Below are 16220 nucleotides of genomic sequence, written 5' to 3' on the forward strand. Positions count from 1 at the left end.
GGCCAGCACACAAACACTGCCTGACCGATAATAGGCGCTGTCGTCTTTGCCAGCCCCGCCACCAGAGGTATCCTGCATGCGCACACCATCCAATTCCATCCTGGCCTACATCCAGGCCAAGGACGGCAACCGGCCGCACCTGATGGCGCGCGCCTTCACTGAAGACGCCAGCCTGGCCATGGCGGTCAACAGCGGCGCCATCACGTTTCCGCCGGCGACGGCAGGACGCGAGCATATCGCGGACCTGCTGGTGCGCCGCTTTGGCCAGATGTACGAGAATATCTATACCTTTTGCCTGGCAGTGCCGCCGAAGAATCAGGAAACGGTTTTTTCCTGCGACTGGCTGGTCGCCATGACGGAAAAGGAAAGCCGCGCCGTGCGCGTCGGCTGCGGCCGCTACGACTGGTTCTTCGCCGCAGAATCCCATCTGGCGCAACGCCTGTCGATCACGATAGAAGCCATGCAAACGCTGCCGCCGGAGGTACGCGACGATGTCATGGAATGGGTCTCCGTCCTGCCTTATCCCTGGTGCTCGGCCGATGCCGTGATCAGCGGCGCGCCTGTCATTCAAGGCTTGGAACCGGTGCTTGCCTATATCGGCGCAAAAGGCCGCTAATGCGGATCCTGCGCCGCACCTGCTTCATTCCACCAGCCTCCGCCCAGCGCCTGCAATAACGCCGCGGTATCGGCATAGCGCGCCGCCTGCGCCACGCTGCGGTCAAGCTCGTTCTGCAGGCTTTGACGCTGAGCGTCCAGCAAACTCAGATGGCTGACGCCGCCGGTCTGATACTGTTTCAAGGCGATCGCCAGGCTGTCGCGGGAATTTTCGGCCGCTTGCGTCCTCGCCTGCAGCGCCAGCGCATCGTGCTCCAGCGCGCGCAAGCTGTCCGCCACCTGCTGCAAGGCCTGCAGCACCGTTTGCTGATAGCCGGCCGCGGCCGCATCATAGGCGGCGACCGCGGAACGTTTTTTGGCGCGCAGTTCGCCGCCGTGGAACAAGGGCTGCATCAGCTTCAGGCCAAGGCTCCAGACATTCAGGCTATTGGCGATATCGGCGATATGCGTCTGTTCCGCGCCGGCGCTGCCCGACAAAGTCAGCTGCGGATAAAGGCCGGCCGTGGCCACCCCGACCTGGGCGCTGGCCTGGTGCAGCGTGGCTTGCGCGGCGCGGATGTCGGGACGCTGGCGCGCCAGCGCTGAAGGTAGGCTGAGCGGCAGCCGCTGCGGCAGCGTCAGCGCATCCAGATCTAGCGGCGCCAGCGTTGCCGCGCCAGGCGCCTGCCCCAGATAGACCGCCAGCTGATGGCTGACCTGCGCCATTTGCTGCTGCAGCCCCGGCAAAGCTGCCTCGTTTTGCGCCACCAAGGCGCGCTGGTTCTTCAGATCGCGCTCGGCAATGCCGCCGGCGGCCAGCTGCTGCTGCATAATGGCGAGCTGCTGGCGCTGCAGCTGCAGCATCTGCAACGTGCAGGCGATCTGAGTCTGCAACACGGCCTGCCTGATGGCCGCCGTGACGACATTGCCCGCCAATGCCAGACGCGCTGCCCGCAATTCTTCTGCCTGGTTCTGCGCCTGTGCCTGCAAGCCTTCCAGCATGCGGCTGTTGGCGCCGAAAGCGTCGATGGTGTAGGACACATTGAGCGAGGCGTTGTACAGGTTGAACGGCCCGGCCTGCGGCACATTCGGAATCCCTAGCGCAGTGGTGTCGATCTGCTGGCGCGCGCCGCCCAGCTGCAGATCGGCTCGCGGATAGCGGGTGGCGCCGGTTTCCGCCTGCAGCGTTGCGCTGGCCTGGCGCAGAGTCGCTTTTGCCTGCGCAATCTGCGGACTGTTGTCTAACGCCGTGCGCACCAGCGTATCCAGCTGCGGCGAATGAAACAGCTGCCACCATTGCGCCGGAATATCCATGCCGGCGTCAAACTGCTGAGCCACGCCGCCCGCGCCGCCGCTGGCTGCCGTGGCCTGCGGCTGCACGCCGGCCGTGTATTGCACCACGGCCGGCGCCGCCGGCGCCTGGAAATCCGGCCCGACCGCGCAGGCGCTGAGCGCAGCGCTGATCGCCAGGCACAAGGCCAGCCTTGCCGCACACCGCATTCGGACTAGCATCGCTGCTGGCTGCATGATGACTCCCTCAATCCAGGGTACGGCGATAAAAGCGCAGCGCAATGCCCATCACGATCACCGTGAACAGCATCAGCGGCCAGACGCTCGGCCACAGGTCGACCCAGCCGTTGCCCTTCAGCAGAATGCCGCGTATCAGGCGGTTGAAATAGGTCAGCGGCAGCAGGTTGCCGATGAACTGCGCCCACCTCGGCATGCCCTGGAACGGGAACATGAAGCCGGACAGCAGGATGTTCGGCAAGAAATAGAACATGGTCAGCTGCATCGCCTGCAACTGGTTTTGCGCGATCGAGGACAAGGTGATGCCAACCGTCAGGCTGGCGGCGATGAACAGCAGCGCCGCCAGGTAGATCGCCAGCACGCTGCCGGCAAACGGCACATGGAACATGAAACGGGCGCCGAGCAGGATGATGGTGGCCTGGATCAGGCCGATCGCGATATACGGCATGATCTTGCCGCTCATGACTTCGATCGGCGAGACCGGCGTCGCCAGCAGGTTTTCCATGGTGCCGCGCTCGCGTTCGCGGGTCATGGAAAGGCCCGTCATCATCACCATGGTCATCGACAGGATCACGCCCATCAAGCCAGGCACGACGTTGTACTGGGTCACGCCTTCCGGGTTATACAGGCGCTGCACCTGAACCTCGAAGGCTGGCGCGCCGCCGCTGAACTTCGCCAGCGCGCCTTTCAAGTCCTTGTCGGCGACCGATTGCACCAGTTGCGGCAAGGCCGCCAGCGCCATGCCGGTGGCGGTAGGGTCGGTGGCGTCAGCCTCGACCAGCAAGGCAGGCCGCTGGCCGCGCAGCAGGTCGCGCGTGAAGCTGGCCGGAATGTTGAGGACGAACAGCACTTTGCCCTGCGCCAGCGCGCTGCGGGCCGCCGCTTCGTTGGGCAGTTCGGCGACGATATCGAAATAGTCGGACGCCTTCATGGCAGCGATGAAGGTGCGCGTGAACTCGCTGTGATCGGCGGCGATGACGGCGGTCGGCATATGCTTGGGATCGCTGTTGATGGCAAAGCCGAACAGCACCATCTGCATCACCGGGATCACGGTGATCATGCGCACCGTGACGCGGTCGCGCATCAGCTGCAGGAATTCCTTGAGGACGATGCTCCACCAGCGGTTGAATGAGAAACCCGAAAACCCCGAAAAGCCGCTCATGACTACTCCTCGAAATTGTCGGTGGAGCGGTTCATCATGTAGATGAAGACGTCTTCCAGGCTGGTGTCGATCGCTTCCATGCGCAGGCCGTGACCGGCGGTAATGCGGCGCAGGGTCTGCTCCAGCAAGGCGGCATCCTTGCCGCAGACATGCAGCGAGGTGCCGAACACCACCAGCTGGTCGACTCCCGGCTGCCCATGCAGTTGCTGCGACAGGCCGACCAGCTTGTTGTCGCGGATGTCGCTGTCGCGGCTGTTATAAATCGCCCAGGTGCTCAACCCCTGGCCCGCCACCACTTCGGCGGCGGTGCCTTGCACCAGCAGCTTGCCGTAAGCCAGGTAAGCCAGCTTGTGGCAGCGTTCGGCCTCGTCCATGTAATGGGTGCTGACCAGCACGCTGATGCCTTGCGCTGCCAGCCGGTGCAGCTCCTCCCAGAAATCGCGGCGCGCGGCCGGATCGACGCCGGCGGTCGGCTCGTCCAGCAACAGCAGTTCCGGCTGGTGCAACATGCTGGCCGCCAGCGCCAGCCGCTGCTTCCAGCCGCCCGAAAGCGAGCCGGCGAGCTGTTTGGCGCGGCTGCTCAGGCCGAGTTTCTCCAGGCTCTGGTCGACCACTTCCTTGCGCCGTTGCATGCCGTAGATGCGCGCCACGAAATCCAGGTTTTCGCGGATGCTGAGGTCATCCCAGTAAGAGAACTTCTGCGTCATGTAGCCGACCCGGCGCTTGATCTGGTCGCTCTGCTTGATGATATCGAAGCCCATGCAGGTGCCATGGCCGGAATCCGGCGTCAGCAAGCCGCACATCATGCGGATCGAAGTCGTCTTGCCGCTGCCGTTCGGCCCCAGGAAGCCGAAGATCTCGCCGCGCCGGACCTGCAGCGACAGATCTTTCACCACATGCTTGCTGCCAAAATGCTTGTTGATGCGGTCGACATCGACCACCAGGTCACCGCCCGTCTTTTCGGCATCGCTGCCAGCGCCGTTGCCAGGTTCGCTGGCGATGGCCGTCATTGCAGCCTCACTTCCACCGGCTGGCCCGGATGCAGCTTGAGCGCATCGGCCGGCGCCGGCCGCGCTTCGATCATGTACACCAGCTTGGCGCGCGACTGGTTGCTGTAGATGATGGGCGGGTTGTACTCGGATTCGGTGGAAATATAGGAAACGTGCACCGCCACGTTGGCCGGGCAGCCGTCGCAGCTGAGCGTCAGCGCCTGATTGAGCTTGAAGCGCCCGAGGGTGGTTTCCGGCACGAAGAAGCGGATCTTGACGTTTTCCGGCGGCAGCATGCGCAGCACCGGATTGCCGGCCGCCACCCATTCGCCTTCTCGGTACATGGTATCGAACACCAATCCGGCGCGGGTTGCCGTCACCGTTTTCTGGCCGAGCTTCCAGTCGGCCTGCGCCAGCACCGCCTGGGCGGCGGCGACTTGAGCCTGTTGCGCCCGCACCTGGGCTTCGCGGCTAGGCAAGCGGTCCACCGTCAACTGGCTTTGCCACTGCCGCACCTGGGCGTTCGCCGTCTCGGCTGCCGCGCGCGAGTCGTCGAGCTGCTGGCGCGCGATGCCGCCGGCCTGGAACTGCAATTCGTCGCGGTGTAACTGCAATGTGGCTTTAAGCGCCGTCGCCTGCGCTTGCGCCAGCTGCGCCCGCGTCACCTCCTGTTCCTGCGGCCGCTTGCCGCTCTGGATGTCGGCCAGCTGCGCTTCGGCGGCTTTCAGCTGACGCTGCGCCTGGTTGTGGGCAGCGCTTTCATCGCCCGCTTCCAGCGCAAACAAGGGCGCGTCCAGCGCCGCCTGCTGGCCGCGCTGCACCGACAGCCGGTCCAGGCGGCCGCCCTGCGACGCCGCGACATACACATATTCGCCTTCGACATAGCCCTGCCAGTCGTTATCGTTGGCCGGCGTGCACGCCGCCAGCGCCAGGTAGCTGAAAACCGCGCCCGCGATGCCGGCAGGACGGGCAAGCTGCTTGCAATGATCGGCCAGGCTGGTATGCATGGAAATCCCCGGTTAGTCGTCAGAGAGGGTCGCGCCAGGCATGGCCAACCCGTGCAACAGCAGCGCTTTGATATGGCGCACCAGAACCGCCTTGTCCATCAGCGCCAGCTTGTGCGCAATCGGCAATGACGGCCTGTCCTTCAAGGTACGCGCCATCGCCAGCGGCAGCATGGTCAGGCCGATGACGGAAATGAAAATCAGGTCAGGGCGCAGCTGCGGATTGAGCTGGCCCGCCTGCTGGCTGCGCGCGATGCTGTCGGCAAACAGCGCCAGCTTGGCCAGCGGCACCCGCCGCACCATGCGCTCGCGCAGCTGACCGCCGTCGCTCAGGACTTCGCGTATCCACAGGGCCGGCATCCAGGGCATTTTTTCCGTGGTGCTGATCATCCTGTCGACAATCCCCATGATCATCTGCTCCGGCGGCTGATCGCCGCTGATCGGATCCCAGATGCTGCGGATGAACAGGCTGACCCGTTCGTCGACCACGGCTTCGATCAGCTGGTCGCGGTTCTTGAAGTAGTAGTGCACCATGGCGGCGGTGACCCCGGCCTGGCGCGCGACAGCGGCGACCGTGGTGGCCGCGATGCCCTGCGACGAAAACAGCAGGGTGGCGGTGTCGAGCAGCTTTTCGCGGCTGTCCTGGTCGGATGCCAGCGGTCGGCCGCGTACTGGCGCGGGGGTGGTCATGCATCAAAGATTAATCAACGAATTAATTAATTACAAGGATGCAGATGTAACGGCAAAGCCTCATGGAATTAAATAAAAACATTAATAAAATTCTGCAATGACATGATTTAAAAAGATATTTAGCTAAAAAAGGCCGCACCAGACAGCGGCGCGGCCCTCTTCAGATTAAAACCTATGGTTGATGCCTGCCATCCATGCATGCGTACTCACGCCTGCCGTTACCGGTTGTGCATAGACAGGAGACTGGTTCATATTGCTGCCGTGGTTATTGACGTCGGCTGCTTCCAGGTACAGCTTGGTGCTCTTCGACAGCGCGTAATCGGCGCCGACCACATACATGACGGATTTGTTCGCTGCGTTATTGCCGTCTTTGATGCTGTACACGCCGGAGGTCAGATTGAGCTGGGGAGAAATGCGATACCCTGCCCCATAGTTCATCATGCTGAGGCGGCCTGTGGTTGCCGCGCCACCAAATTTGGCAGGATTGACTCCAGCGCCTGGGAAGGTCGGATTTTCAGCCTTCCAGTATCCCACGCTCAACGATAAGGATTCGAAGGTGTACAGCGCGCCGATCTGCATCAGGCGGTTGGTGGTGTGCCCCTGGGGATTGAGGGATGCAACGATGCCATTGTCATTGCCGCTGTAATAAATGGCGTCTAGTTTCAAACGAGGACCATCGTAAGCCAGGGTCCCGACGATTTGCCTGCCGGCCGCCGCATTTCCTGCAACTTCACCAAATGCATATTCAAAACTGGCCGTGATTCCGGAGATTTTAGGAGAAACATAGACGATCGCATTGTCATTGTAGATGGTGGCGATGGCGGCATTTGAATTGCTGCCGGCAAAAGCCCCTGTTGCACTGTTCATGCCGATCAGGCCGGTCAAGCTACTGCCAAAATATGCCCCGCCACGCACATCCGTCGCGGCAAATGCGTAAAACACTGGCGCGATGACGCGGCCAGCCTTGATCGAACCGAAATCGCCGGAAAGGCCGACATTGGCTTCCTGATTGAACATGGAAGTTCCGCCCGATGAATTGGGACCGCCGCCCGCCCCCGTCTGGGTAGAAAAATTGCCGCGTAAATTGAAGTTGGCTTTCATGCCGTTGCCAATATCCTCGGAACCGCGGATACCCCAGAAACTCAGGCCCATCCCGCCGTCCTTGACACCGACGACTGCGCCGCCATTGCTCGCGTTAGGCAGATAACCCAAGGCCGGATTGGAATTGTTCGATATCGACAATATCCCGGAATCGACCATGCCGTAGATAGTGACCGAAGATTGCGCAGATGCTGCGCAAGTAACTAAGGATAGTGCTGCAATGCTTGCTAACTTCAATTTCATCTTTGTCCCCGGATATATTTTTTAAATGATGAAGCAAACTATTTTTTTGAAAATTCAGACAGAATCGTCACGATTCTCGGCAAATCAGGTTTTTGAGGTCTATGGCTTTTACTTTTTCTCCTTAAACAGAAATGCGGCTTCTTCGATCTTTAAAATGAATCAAGCCTTGAGTAAGAAAAACTGAAATTCCAGGCAATCAACACTGATCGATGAGCCGTTGAATCAGTACATCCGCTTCCGGCCAGTTCCCGTATCCTGAAGCCGGGTTCAAGTGTCCGACCTTGCCCAGGTTGACGATCTGGCTGTTCCAGTCGCCGGCCAACGCGCTGACAGCTGCGATGTCGCCCAGGGGGTCGTTCTCGCTGACGGTAACGATGGAGCGAAACGGAAGCGGCGTGCGCGGCACCGGCAACCATCCGTTTTCCCTCAACTCCTCGATAGCCGGATAGCCCGGTGGCAGCGGCTTTTCAAAATCCGGCGGGACGGCCAGCAAAGCACCCTGGATTTTTTCAGTCGAATGTGTCTGCGCCCAATGCGCGAACATGATGGTTCCGCCGCTATGTGCAACGACGATGATCTGGCCGTCGATGTCATCGATGGCTTTCTCGATCGCGGCGATCCTTGCGCCAAGATCCAGCTTGTTTGTCTCCAGCGGCGGAACCGACCTGAATGCCGACAAGCGCGCCTCAAGTAGACTCTGCCAATGATCCGGCACGTGATCCCGCAGTCCGGGAACGATTAAAATGGTGCTGTTCTTTTGATCTAACATAGCGACTCTCCAAATACTGCAGACGAAACGGTGCCTGGCGTTCACGCGGATTGCGTCAGCCTTGATTCAAGCGTTTAGTGAAAATTCAGCCTCTCGCTTGCATGTTCAATTTGAACAAAACGGAGCTGGCTAAAATTGGCGCTTCGGTGCCCATCAAAAGAGCCGGTTTTACGCCCATGGCGATCGGTTCTTGCAGCACATATTGCTATTCAGCGTTCTTTACTTCTGAGCAATCGATCACGATTTCTCCATCAATCTGTTTGCTTGCATAAGTGCGGACAACCATGCCTGGGCCATATTTCATGCATCCGCTACGAATATCGAAACTCAAGCCATGCGCGGGGCACTTCAGCATGTAGCCATCCAGCCTGCCGCGAAACAGCGAGGCACCCGAATGCGGGCAGCTATCGTCAATCGCATAGATATCTCCGTCGACATTGAAAATTGCGATATCTTTTCCATCGATGCGGGCAAACTTCCTTTGACCGATGGCTATATCCATTTTTGGAAGCACCTGCGATGTCGCTGTCATTGCGCTTTGCCTCTCAACAGAATCTGCGTAACGGCATGTCGGCCGGTCTCGGTTAGCATGTCGCGATATTTTTTTCCACGGCCAGCGATGCGACTTTGCTCAGATCGTTTTCGTAATAATGCTTACCAATCACGAACACCAGAGTTGAGGCTATGCTGATCAAAGGAATCAACTGCAATGTCGCTTGCAGGCCTAGCCGGTCCGCCAGAATTCCGGTCACGATCGGACCGGGTGCGAAGCCTAGTAAATTGTTTGCCAAAGTCAGCGTCGCGAATGCGGTGCCGTGGATGGAAGGACTGGTCAGATTAGCGACCATGGCGCCTGCCGGACCCGCCGATCCGGCAGCAAAAAACATGCCCAAGGCAATGAAAATGAGCTGGCTGGAGCCCAAGGGCAATTGAAAGGCAAACATCAGCAAGGCGCCGCTGGCAATGCAAAAACCGATGACCAGCTTCACTTTCCGTACCGGCGAATTGCGTCCCAGACGATCGCTCGCCATGCCGCACAGAACCATGCCCAGACTGGCGCTGATTAAAAATGCAGCGGCGAGAATGCCGGCCTTGTCCGGCATCATCTGGTAAGACCGGTTCAGATAGCTCGGCATCCAGCCGACCAGGGCGCTGATAATGAACAGCTGCAGGCCGCTTCCGGCATAGGCGCACAACACGGACCTGGTCGCGAACAAGCCAATCAGTGGCGCGCGCTGGCCTTTGAATGCGGCAGAGGCTTGCGGGAATCCAGTACCGTTCGGATGATCCAGAGCCGCTCTGTTCTTTCTCAGGCACAGTGGAAAGAGGATGGCGAGCAGCAGGCCGAACAAGGCAATGTATCCAAACGACCAGCGCCAGCCGAAGTGCGTGGCCAGCATGCCGCCCAAACCGACGCCAAGAACGGAACCTATCAAGCCGCCGGCCATGAATGCCGCCGTCAGCGTGGAACGCAGATTGGCAGGAAAGACGGATAGCACCAAGGCTACCCCTACACTGCCGTATGCAGCTTCACCGACGCCGACAAAAAACCGCGCCAGAAACATCTGGTGATACGATTGCGACAAGCCGCAGGCAAGCGTCGCCAGGCTCCACAACGTCGCCATCAGCACCAGGCTTTTAACCCGCCCCCAGCGATCCGCGAACAAGGAAAGAGGAAATGTCAGCAACCCGACCATCAGGGCAACGATGCCTCCCAAGGCGCCCAGCTGGGAATCGGATAGATTCCATTCGGCTTTGATCATCGGGAATACCGCATTGAGCACCTGACGCGACATGTAGTCAGAGATCAGCAATCCCAAGGTCAGTGCAAAAACCAGCCAGGCGTAACGCCGCGTGACATTGACGACCGGACTCGCGTCCACGCCAGATGATGTGTAGTGATAAGCCAAGATTGTCTCCGGTGTAGATCGCTTTTTTTGCGATTCTAAGCTTGCAAACTCGGGCAGATAGCTCTGCTCCGGTTTGCATTTATCATGATGTATGGCTGTGGCTTACTGTGTTTGCGCTTCCCGTAGTGGAAAACCTCGCTCGCCTTGCACGCGGTTGGGCGCCATGCCGAGTTTTGCCAGCGTCTCTTCCGCACTCTTGTACTGGACGCCAATCTTGTAGATTTCCCGCGCTTCCTTGCCGCTTGCCACTTCACGCCCCAGTTCACGGGCAATGCGTACGCACTGCTCGATCTGCTGCACAGACGTCATGCGCTTTCCATGCTGGTCCATGATGCAGTCTTCGATACCGCAGCGTGGATGGAAGCCCATCGCCATCGCGATCATATTGAATGGCAATACGTAGCGCATCAGCGATTCCGCGGTCAAGCATGCGCCATCAGGAAGACGGTTAATGAACTGCATGAAATTATTCGGATTTGGTCCGTCAAAGCCGCCGCCGATGCCAATCCAGGTTACATTCAAGGGGCCTGTGTAGACGCCCCGGCGCACCAGCCGTTCCAGCGTTTCCAGCGCATGCATGCCTGTCAGCTGGAAATGCGGCTGGATGCCGGCCGCCTGCAAGCGACGCAAGTGCTCTTCCACCCAGCCTGGGCCGGCAGGCACGGTCATTTCTCGGTAAGCCTCGTAATAGCCAGGTTCCATCAATGAAGTCCCCGCCAGCTCTGAGCGGATCATCAACTCTGTAATATTCATCTGCGTCGTGTTGATCGCCACGGTCACCTGGTCCGGTTTCGGCGAAAGCTCAGCCAGCATATGGCGTGCGTCATCCGACAGCCATTTGGCAGCTTCGCCGTCGCTTTCCGGGGCGAAGGAAATCGAACCGCCGACCTGGATGATCATGTCTGGCACTGCAGCCTTGACGCCGGCGATCAGTTCATTGAATTTCGACAGACGCTTGGAGCCTTTGCCGTCGAGTTCGCGCACATGCAGATGCAATACCGTGGCGCCGGCGTTATAGCAATCCACCGCTTTTTGAATCTGTTCTTCCATGGTGAGCGGAATATCTTCCGGAAAATCCCGCGGCTCCCATTCCGGACCATACGGCGCGACTGTGATGACTACCTTGTGTTGATTTTCCGGAAACAATGAATCGTCGAGAAATTGCATGGTGGACTCCTTGGAATATTCTGTTTTATTTAAAAATTAGCTTGAACTCAAAATGGCAGGTCGCCGACAATGCCGGCGCGTTCCATCTTTCTATGGCACGGCGGATAGTCCATGACCGCGTAATGCTGGGTGCTGCGGTTATCCCAGATCGCAACGCTGTTTTTCTTCCAGCGCCAGCGCACCTGGTATTCAGGAATATTGGCCTGGCTGATCAGATAATTTAGCAAGAGGCTGGAACCAGGCGCGCAATCCTGCCCGAAGCGGACATTGGCTGGCGTATGAAAATTGGTGAAGTGCGTGGTAAATGCATTCACAAACAGAATCTTTTCGCCGGTATCGGGATGTATCCTGACCACCGGATGTTCCGCATCGGGAAATTGCGCTTTCAACGCCAGACGCTTTTCGATGGGCATGGCGGCGCCAAAACTGGCTTCAAGGCTGTGACGCGCACGCAATGCTGCAATCTTGTTTTTGATGTCTTCAGGCAAGTTTTCGTATGCCAGAACCATATTTGCCCAAATCGTATCGCCGCCGACATCCGGCGTTTCCACGCAGCGCAATACGCAGCCGAATGGCGGCGCCGCGCGCCAGGTGGCATCGGTATGCCAGGCATTTTCATAGCGCGCATTCGGCTGCTCAGGCGTCTTGTAAATCTGCACCAGACCCGGGTAATCCGGGTCGCTGCCGGCAACCGGGTGATCCTCCAGCTCGCCGAAGCGGCGTGCAAAGGCAACATGCTCGGCCCGGCTGATATCCTGATCGCGCAAAAACAGCACCCTATGCTTGACCAGCTGCAATCTGATTTCGGTAAACAGCGCCTCATCGTGGACCGCATCGGCGAGACTGACGCCCATTACCTCTGCACCTATGCTGCAAGTCAATTGCTCAATCCGCATGACCGCCTCCTCAGATGATAAAGATGGAAGAACCAGTCGTGCTGCGCGACTCCAGATCGTGGTGGGCCGCCGCCGCGTCTTCCAGGCTGTAGCGCTGATTGATCTGAATATTGATTTTGCCGCTGGCGACGTGGGCAAACAGCTCGTTCGCCAGCGCCGCCTTTTCCGCCGGATCGGCGATGTAATCGGCAAGCGCCGGGCGCGTCATGAAGACAGATCCCTTCATGGCCAGCAACACGGGATCAAATGGCGGAATGGCGCCCGATGCTGTGCCGACGCAGACCAGCAAGCCGCGGCGCTTGAGCGAGTTCAGTGAAGACATGAAGGTATCTTTACCGACGCCGTCGATCACGACATCGACCCCGCGTCCGTCTGTCAACTCGCGGGTGCGCTTGGCGACGTCTTCGTGGCTGTAGTTGATGACTGCGTCGCATCCGTTCGCCAGCGCAAGCGCCGCCTTGGCATCGGAAGATACGGTGCCGATCACTCTCAGCCCGAGAATTTTTGCCCACTGGGAGACGATCAAGCCAACACCGCCCGCTGCTGCATGCAACAAGATGCTGTCGCCGGGCTGGTAAGCATGGATGCGGCGCATCAGGTAGGCGGAAGTCAGGCCGCGCATGGTCATGGCGGCTGCGGCCTCGAAAGCAATGGTTTCCGGTAACTTGATCAGCAGGGACGCATCGATCAGACGCTCGGTGCTGTAAGCCCCCAGTGCCGTATGAAAACCGGTATAGGTAACGCGATCGCCGATCGCCAAATCCGCCACCCCGCTGCCCACCGCCTGCACCACGCCGGAGGCCTCGACGCCGATTCCTGATGGCAAGGGCACGGGATACGTGCCATTACGGAAATAGGTATCGGCAAAGTTCAGTCCGACGGCAACATGCCGCAGTCTGACCTGTCCAGCACCGGGCTGCCCGACTTCCACGTTTTCATAGCGCAGGACTGCCGGTCCACCAGTTTCGTAAAAACGGACGCATTTAGACATTCTTTATCTCCAGTTTTTGATTTTTTCTTTTGCGATCTCTTCGCATGAAGAAAAATATACTGGAGGAAGAGTTAGCCCGCTTCACATTGGGCGGCTCAAACTTTGCATTTCATGACAAACCTTGCATAATGAAGGCGGGCAATACACATTTCATGACAGAATAAATCGCACATCAAATCACGCTACAGTCGATTGACGGGATGATTCTTATGAATACGCTTGTAAGGGCGGCGGCGCTGACCAATTATTTTGAGGTGGCGCACAGCCTCGGACTGAATCCTCAAAGTCTGTTGCAGAAGGTCGGCTTGAGCAAGAACCTGCTGGCGGATCCGGATCAGAAAATTCCCGTCAGTGCGGCAATTCAGTTGTTAGAAGAATCAGCACAGCAGACCAGTTGCCCTACTTTTGGCCTCTTGATGGCGGAATCGCGGCAATTATCCGATTTTGGCGTGATGAGTTTGCTCATTGCTCATCAGGAAACCCTCAAAGACGTCTTGTCGACGCTCATTCAATACAAGCACCTTCTGAATGAATCCCTGGCTATTCACGTCGAAGAAGCCGATCAGAAAGTGATCATCAAAGAAGAAATCGTGGCGGATAGAAGACTATCGTCGCGACAAGCCATCGAACTGGCCCTGGGCGTACTGTTCCGCACGATTAATGCATTGATCGGCGAACGCTGGCTGCCGCTCAGCGTGAACTTTACTCACCAGGCGCCGCCGCAGTTGAATCTATATCGCCGCATATTCGGCGTACCTATCGAATTTGGCAGCGAATTCAACGGCATCGTCTGCCTCGCTTCCGACCTCAATTCACCGAACCCGCGCGCAGATTCAAAGATGGCCAAGTATGCGCAAAATTATGTGGATACCCTGCTAAGGGAAACAGAACAGTCGCTTGCATCCGATGTCGAAAAGGCAATCTATCTTTCTTTGCCTAGCGGACGTGCAACCATAGAACAAATCTCGCAAAGCATGGGGATGAATGTCAGGTCCATGCAGCGTCAATTGTCGGAATCCGGAGAAATTTTCTCGGATCTGGTCAATCACGCGCGGCGCGATCTTGCCGTGCGTTATATGGAAAATCCCAATTTCTCTCTGGGACGAGTGGCAGTGCTCTTGGGTTATTCCATGCCGAGTTCGTTCACGAGGTGGTTTAAAGCCGAGTTCGGAGAATCGCCGGCGATCTGGCGCAAGGCGCACATGAAACAGCATCATCACAATGCCGGCGGATCTGGCGGCGGGCTTCCCTGAGCAAGCGGCATCGTGGAGGTGTGCGAGCCGGCATCGCTGTGAGGCGCTTCGCGCTGCAATCCCCAAGTTCTGTTCATGTACGTTTTGAGCCAGTCGCGACAGGCTCAATTCGGCCCTGGCCTGCCGGCTACGAATGTCCGCAATTGGCCAGTCTGATCTGAGTGGAGGCAGATCGTTTGCTTGAATTGTTGAGTTCGGGACACCGATTTATCCGATCTTTGAGAACCAGCAAAAAAATAGTGCGGAGGATGTCGATTTAGCCCAATCTCAAACGTCTAGTAAGTGAGCGGCAGAAAATGCGTATCCGACACTCAACGAGACATCCAGCAAAGGAGAAATCACCATGTCCCTTCCAATAATCCCCATAATCACCGCCTTTGAACGGTCGCCCGATGGTGGCAAGGGACTTGCGCGCGACATGCGCGTTCGCTGGGCGCTTGAAGAAGTGGGCCAGGCTTACGAGGTTCGTCTTGTTTCGTTCGCTGCGATGAAAGAGCCCGCGCATCGAGTGTTTCATCCTTTCGGACAGATTCCGACCTATGAAGAAGGCGATCTTGCCCTGTTCGAATCGGGGGCGATCGTGTTCCATATCGCAGAGCGCCATGCAGGCCTGCTGCCGGACAATGCGAATGCCCGCGCACGCGCGATCACGTGGATGTTTGCCGCGCTCAACACCGTTGAACCGCCGATTCTTGATCTCCAAACCACCAAGTTCCTGGAGGGCGACAAGAGCTGGTACGAACAGCGCCTGCCCGTCGTCCAGAATCGTATCCGTGACCGGCTGAGCCAACTTTCCGATCGCCTTGGCGATGCCGACTGGCTAGATGGCGCGTTCAGTGCGGGTGACCTGATGATGGTGACCGTGCTGCTCCGGTTGAAAGCATCGGGTATGCTGGGCGAATATCCTAACCTTGCCGCCTACGTCGCCCAGGGCGAAGCGCGGCCCGCCTACAAGCGTGCTTTCGACGCTCAATTGGCGGTTTTCACTGGCAATCCGCCGACCGTCTGAAGAACTGACGTGCCTTACCTTCACAAGCCCCTAGAACAGAAGAAAGACTGCATGTGAAGCGAGCGTGTCTCTGGCAAATCCGTGCAAGACAAGGCCAGAAATTCAGGTGTCTGATTTTGCCTGCGCGTCGCCTGGTATCGGCCGTATTCGGCCCGTCGTGACAGGCGCATGGCCCAGAGCCGACGCTGACGTTCGCTCTGACACCCGATTAGCTGGATTGGCAGATATTTGGCTATGGCCAAATTTTGACGGCCAGTATTACCATGCCGACCGCAGTCAGTAATCCCAGCGTGGATGCAAGTTGGTAATCAGCACAATCGGCTCTCTTGAGGTTAGCAGTGGGTGGGTAACCGCCTTGCGGTTATCGCTTTTTGAAATCTCTTAGTCAGAGCGTCTGCCCTCTCCAAAAGCCCTCGAGCGAAATAAGTCCGGATTTCGCCGACTCGTTCAGATTGTCCAAGTGCTGCAGCCGCAATCTCCTCCGCCTCTCCGGGTCTTCCAGGCGGCATACGCGATATCATTTCTCCAAAGCTATTCAATCGCTCCTGTGTCAGACCCATTTTTTTGGCAATCGGAGTATTGTATGGCCGTCCTTTACAAACGACAGAGAAGCTGACTTTACGCCTAGATGTGTTTGGGCGAAGGGGGCGAACGCCGTGCATCTAAACTGTCGGGAAGGATGGTGTCGATACAGTCGGCCAACGCCTCAACTCTCTCGCCCACGGTTCTTCCCAGTGGAGTCAAGGAATATTCCACGTGGGGCGGCACAGTCTCATACGACTTCCGATGAACCAGCCCGTGTGCTTCCAGGCGCTTCAGCGTTTGCGACAACATTTTTTCGCTCACGCCGCCGACCATTCTGCGCAGCTCGCTGAAACGTCGAACTTCGCCCATCAGCACGATAAGCAGCAATAT

General features: G+C 58.2%; 16 protein-coding genes. 3 read left to right on the forward strand and 13 right to left on the reverse strand.

Annotation, left to right across the window (positions count from 1 at the left end):
* The first annotated feature begins 76 nt into the window (after positions 1 to 76).
* Positions 77 to 616 (forward strand): hypothetical protein, encoded by a 540-nt coding sequence (locus tag VNZ65_RS13435; protein ID WP_325669773.1) that lies wholly within the window; start codon positions 77 to 79, stop codon positions 614 to 616.
* Here VNZ65_RS13435 and VNZ65_RS13440 read toward each other — a convergent pair.
* The 12 genes from VNZ65_RS13440 to VNZ65_RS13495 form a co-directional block, all read right to left on the reverse strand.
* Entirely contained in the window at positions 613 to 2094 is a 1482-nt protein-coding gene (locus VNZ65_RS13440) for an efflux transporter outer membrane subunit (RefSeq protein ID WP_325669775.1), read from the reverse strand. The two genes, VNZ65_RS13435 and VNZ65_RS13440, sit on opposite strands and share 4 nt — an antisense overlap.
* Before the next feature lie 37 nt (positions 2095 to 2131).
* Positions 2132 to 3283 (reverse strand): ABC transporter permease, encoded by a 1152-nt coding sequence (locus VNZ65_RS13445; RefSeq protein WP_325669777.1) that lies wholly within the window; start codon positions 3281 to 3283, stop codon positions 2132 to 2134.
* 2 nt (positions 3284 to 3285) lie between these two features.
* Complete coding sequence (locus VNZ65_RS13450; RefSeq protein WP_325669779.1) at positions 3286 to 4293, reverse strand: ABC transporter ATP-binding protein; 1008 nt, start codon at positions 4291 to 4293, stop codon at positions 3286 to 3288.
* On the reverse strand, positions 4290 to 5279 hold the full coding sequence (locus tag VNZ65_RS13455; RefSeq protein WP_325669781.1) for an HlyD family secretion protein: 990 nt from the start codon (positions 5277 to 5279) through the stop codon (positions 4290 to 4292). The genes VNZ65_RS13450 and VNZ65_RS13455 overlap by 4 nt, the downstream gene beginning before the upstream one ends.
* 12 nt (positions 5280 to 5291) lie before the next feature.
* Positions 5292 to 5966 (reverse strand): TetR/AcrR family transcriptional regulator, encoded by a 675-nt coding sequence (locus VNZ65_RS13460; RefSeq protein WP_325669783.1) that lies wholly within the window; start codon positions 5964 to 5966, stop codon positions 5292 to 5294.
* A gap of 165 nt (positions 5967 to 6131) precedes the next feature.
* Complete coding sequence (locus tag VNZ65_RS13465) at positions 6132 to 7310, reverse strand: porin (RefSeq protein ID WP_325669785.1); 1179 nt, start codon at positions 7308 to 7310, stop codon at positions 6132 to 6134.
* A gap of 196 nt (positions 7311 to 7506) precedes the next feature.
* On the reverse strand, positions 7507 to 8079 hold the full coding sequence (locus VNZ65_RS13470; RefSeq protein WP_325669787.1) for an RBBP9/YdeN family alpha/beta hydrolase: 573 nt from the start codon (positions 8077 to 8079) through the stop codon (positions 7507 to 7509).
* Positions 8080 to 8284: 205 nt separating this feature from the next.
* Positions 8285 to 8611 carry a Rieske (2Fe-2S) protein gene (locus VNZ65_RS13475; protein WP_325669789.1) on the reverse strand — a complete coding sequence of 109 codons (327 nt, stop codon included), beginning with the start codon at positions 8609 to 8611 and terminating at the stop codon, positions 8285 to 8287.
* Positions 8612 to 8663: 52 nt separating this feature from the next.
* Positions 8664 to 9875 (reverse strand): MFS transporter, encoded by a 1212-nt coding sequence (locus VNZ65_RS13480; RefSeq protein WP_325669807.1) that lies wholly within the window; start codon positions 9873 to 9875, stop codon positions 8664 to 8666.
* A gap of 216 nt (positions 9876 to 10091) precedes the next feature.
* Positions 10092 to 11156: a 3-keto-5-aminohexanoate cleavage protein gene (locus VNZ65_RS13485; protein WP_325669790.1), complete on the reverse strand. Its 1065-nt coding sequence runs from the start codon at positions 11154 to 11156 to the stop codon at positions 10092 to 10094.
* Between the two features lie 47 nt (positions 11157 to 11203).
* Positions 11204 to 12052 carry a TauD/TfdA dioxygenase family protein gene (locus VNZ65_RS13490; RefSeq protein ID WP_325669809.1) on the reverse strand — a complete coding sequence of 283 codons (849 nt, stop codon included), beginning with the start codon at positions 12050 to 12052 and terminating at the stop codon, positions 11204 to 11206.
* 10 nt (positions 12053 to 12062) lie between these two features.
* On the reverse strand, positions 12063 to 13043 hold the full coding sequence (locus VNZ65_RS13495; RefSeq protein WP_325669792.1) for a quinone oxidoreductase: 981 nt from the start codon (positions 13041 to 13043) through the stop codon (positions 12063 to 12065).
* Positions 13044 to 13252: 209 nt separating this feature from the next.
* Here VNZ65_RS13495 and VNZ65_RS13500 point away from each other — a divergent pair, with 209 nt between their 5' ends.
* Complete coding sequence (locus tag VNZ65_RS13500) at positions 13253 to 14296, forward strand: AraC family transcriptional regulator (RefSeq protein WP_325669794.1); 1044 nt, start codon at positions 13253 to 13255, stop codon at positions 14294 to 14296.
* A gap of 343 nt (positions 14297 to 14639) precedes the next feature.
* Positions 14640 to 15305 (forward strand): glutathione S-transferase family protein, encoded by a 666-nt coding sequence (locus VNZ65_RS13505; protein WP_325669796.1) that lies wholly within the window; start codon positions 14640 to 14642, stop codon positions 15303 to 15305.
* Positions 15306 to 15929: 624 nt separating this feature from the next.
* Here the strand turns inward: VNZ65_RS13505 and VNZ65_RS13510 are convergent.
* On the reverse strand, positions 15930 to 16220 hold a 291-nt coding region (locus tag VNZ65_RS13510), incomplete at its 5' end, for a helix-turn-helix domain-containing protein (RefSeq protein WP_325669798.1).

It is taken from the genome of Collimonas sp. (assembly GCF_035566555.1).
Taxonomy (GTDB): domain Bacteria; phylum Pseudomonadota; class Gammaproteobacteria; order Burkholderiales; family Burkholderiaceae_D; genus Collimonas.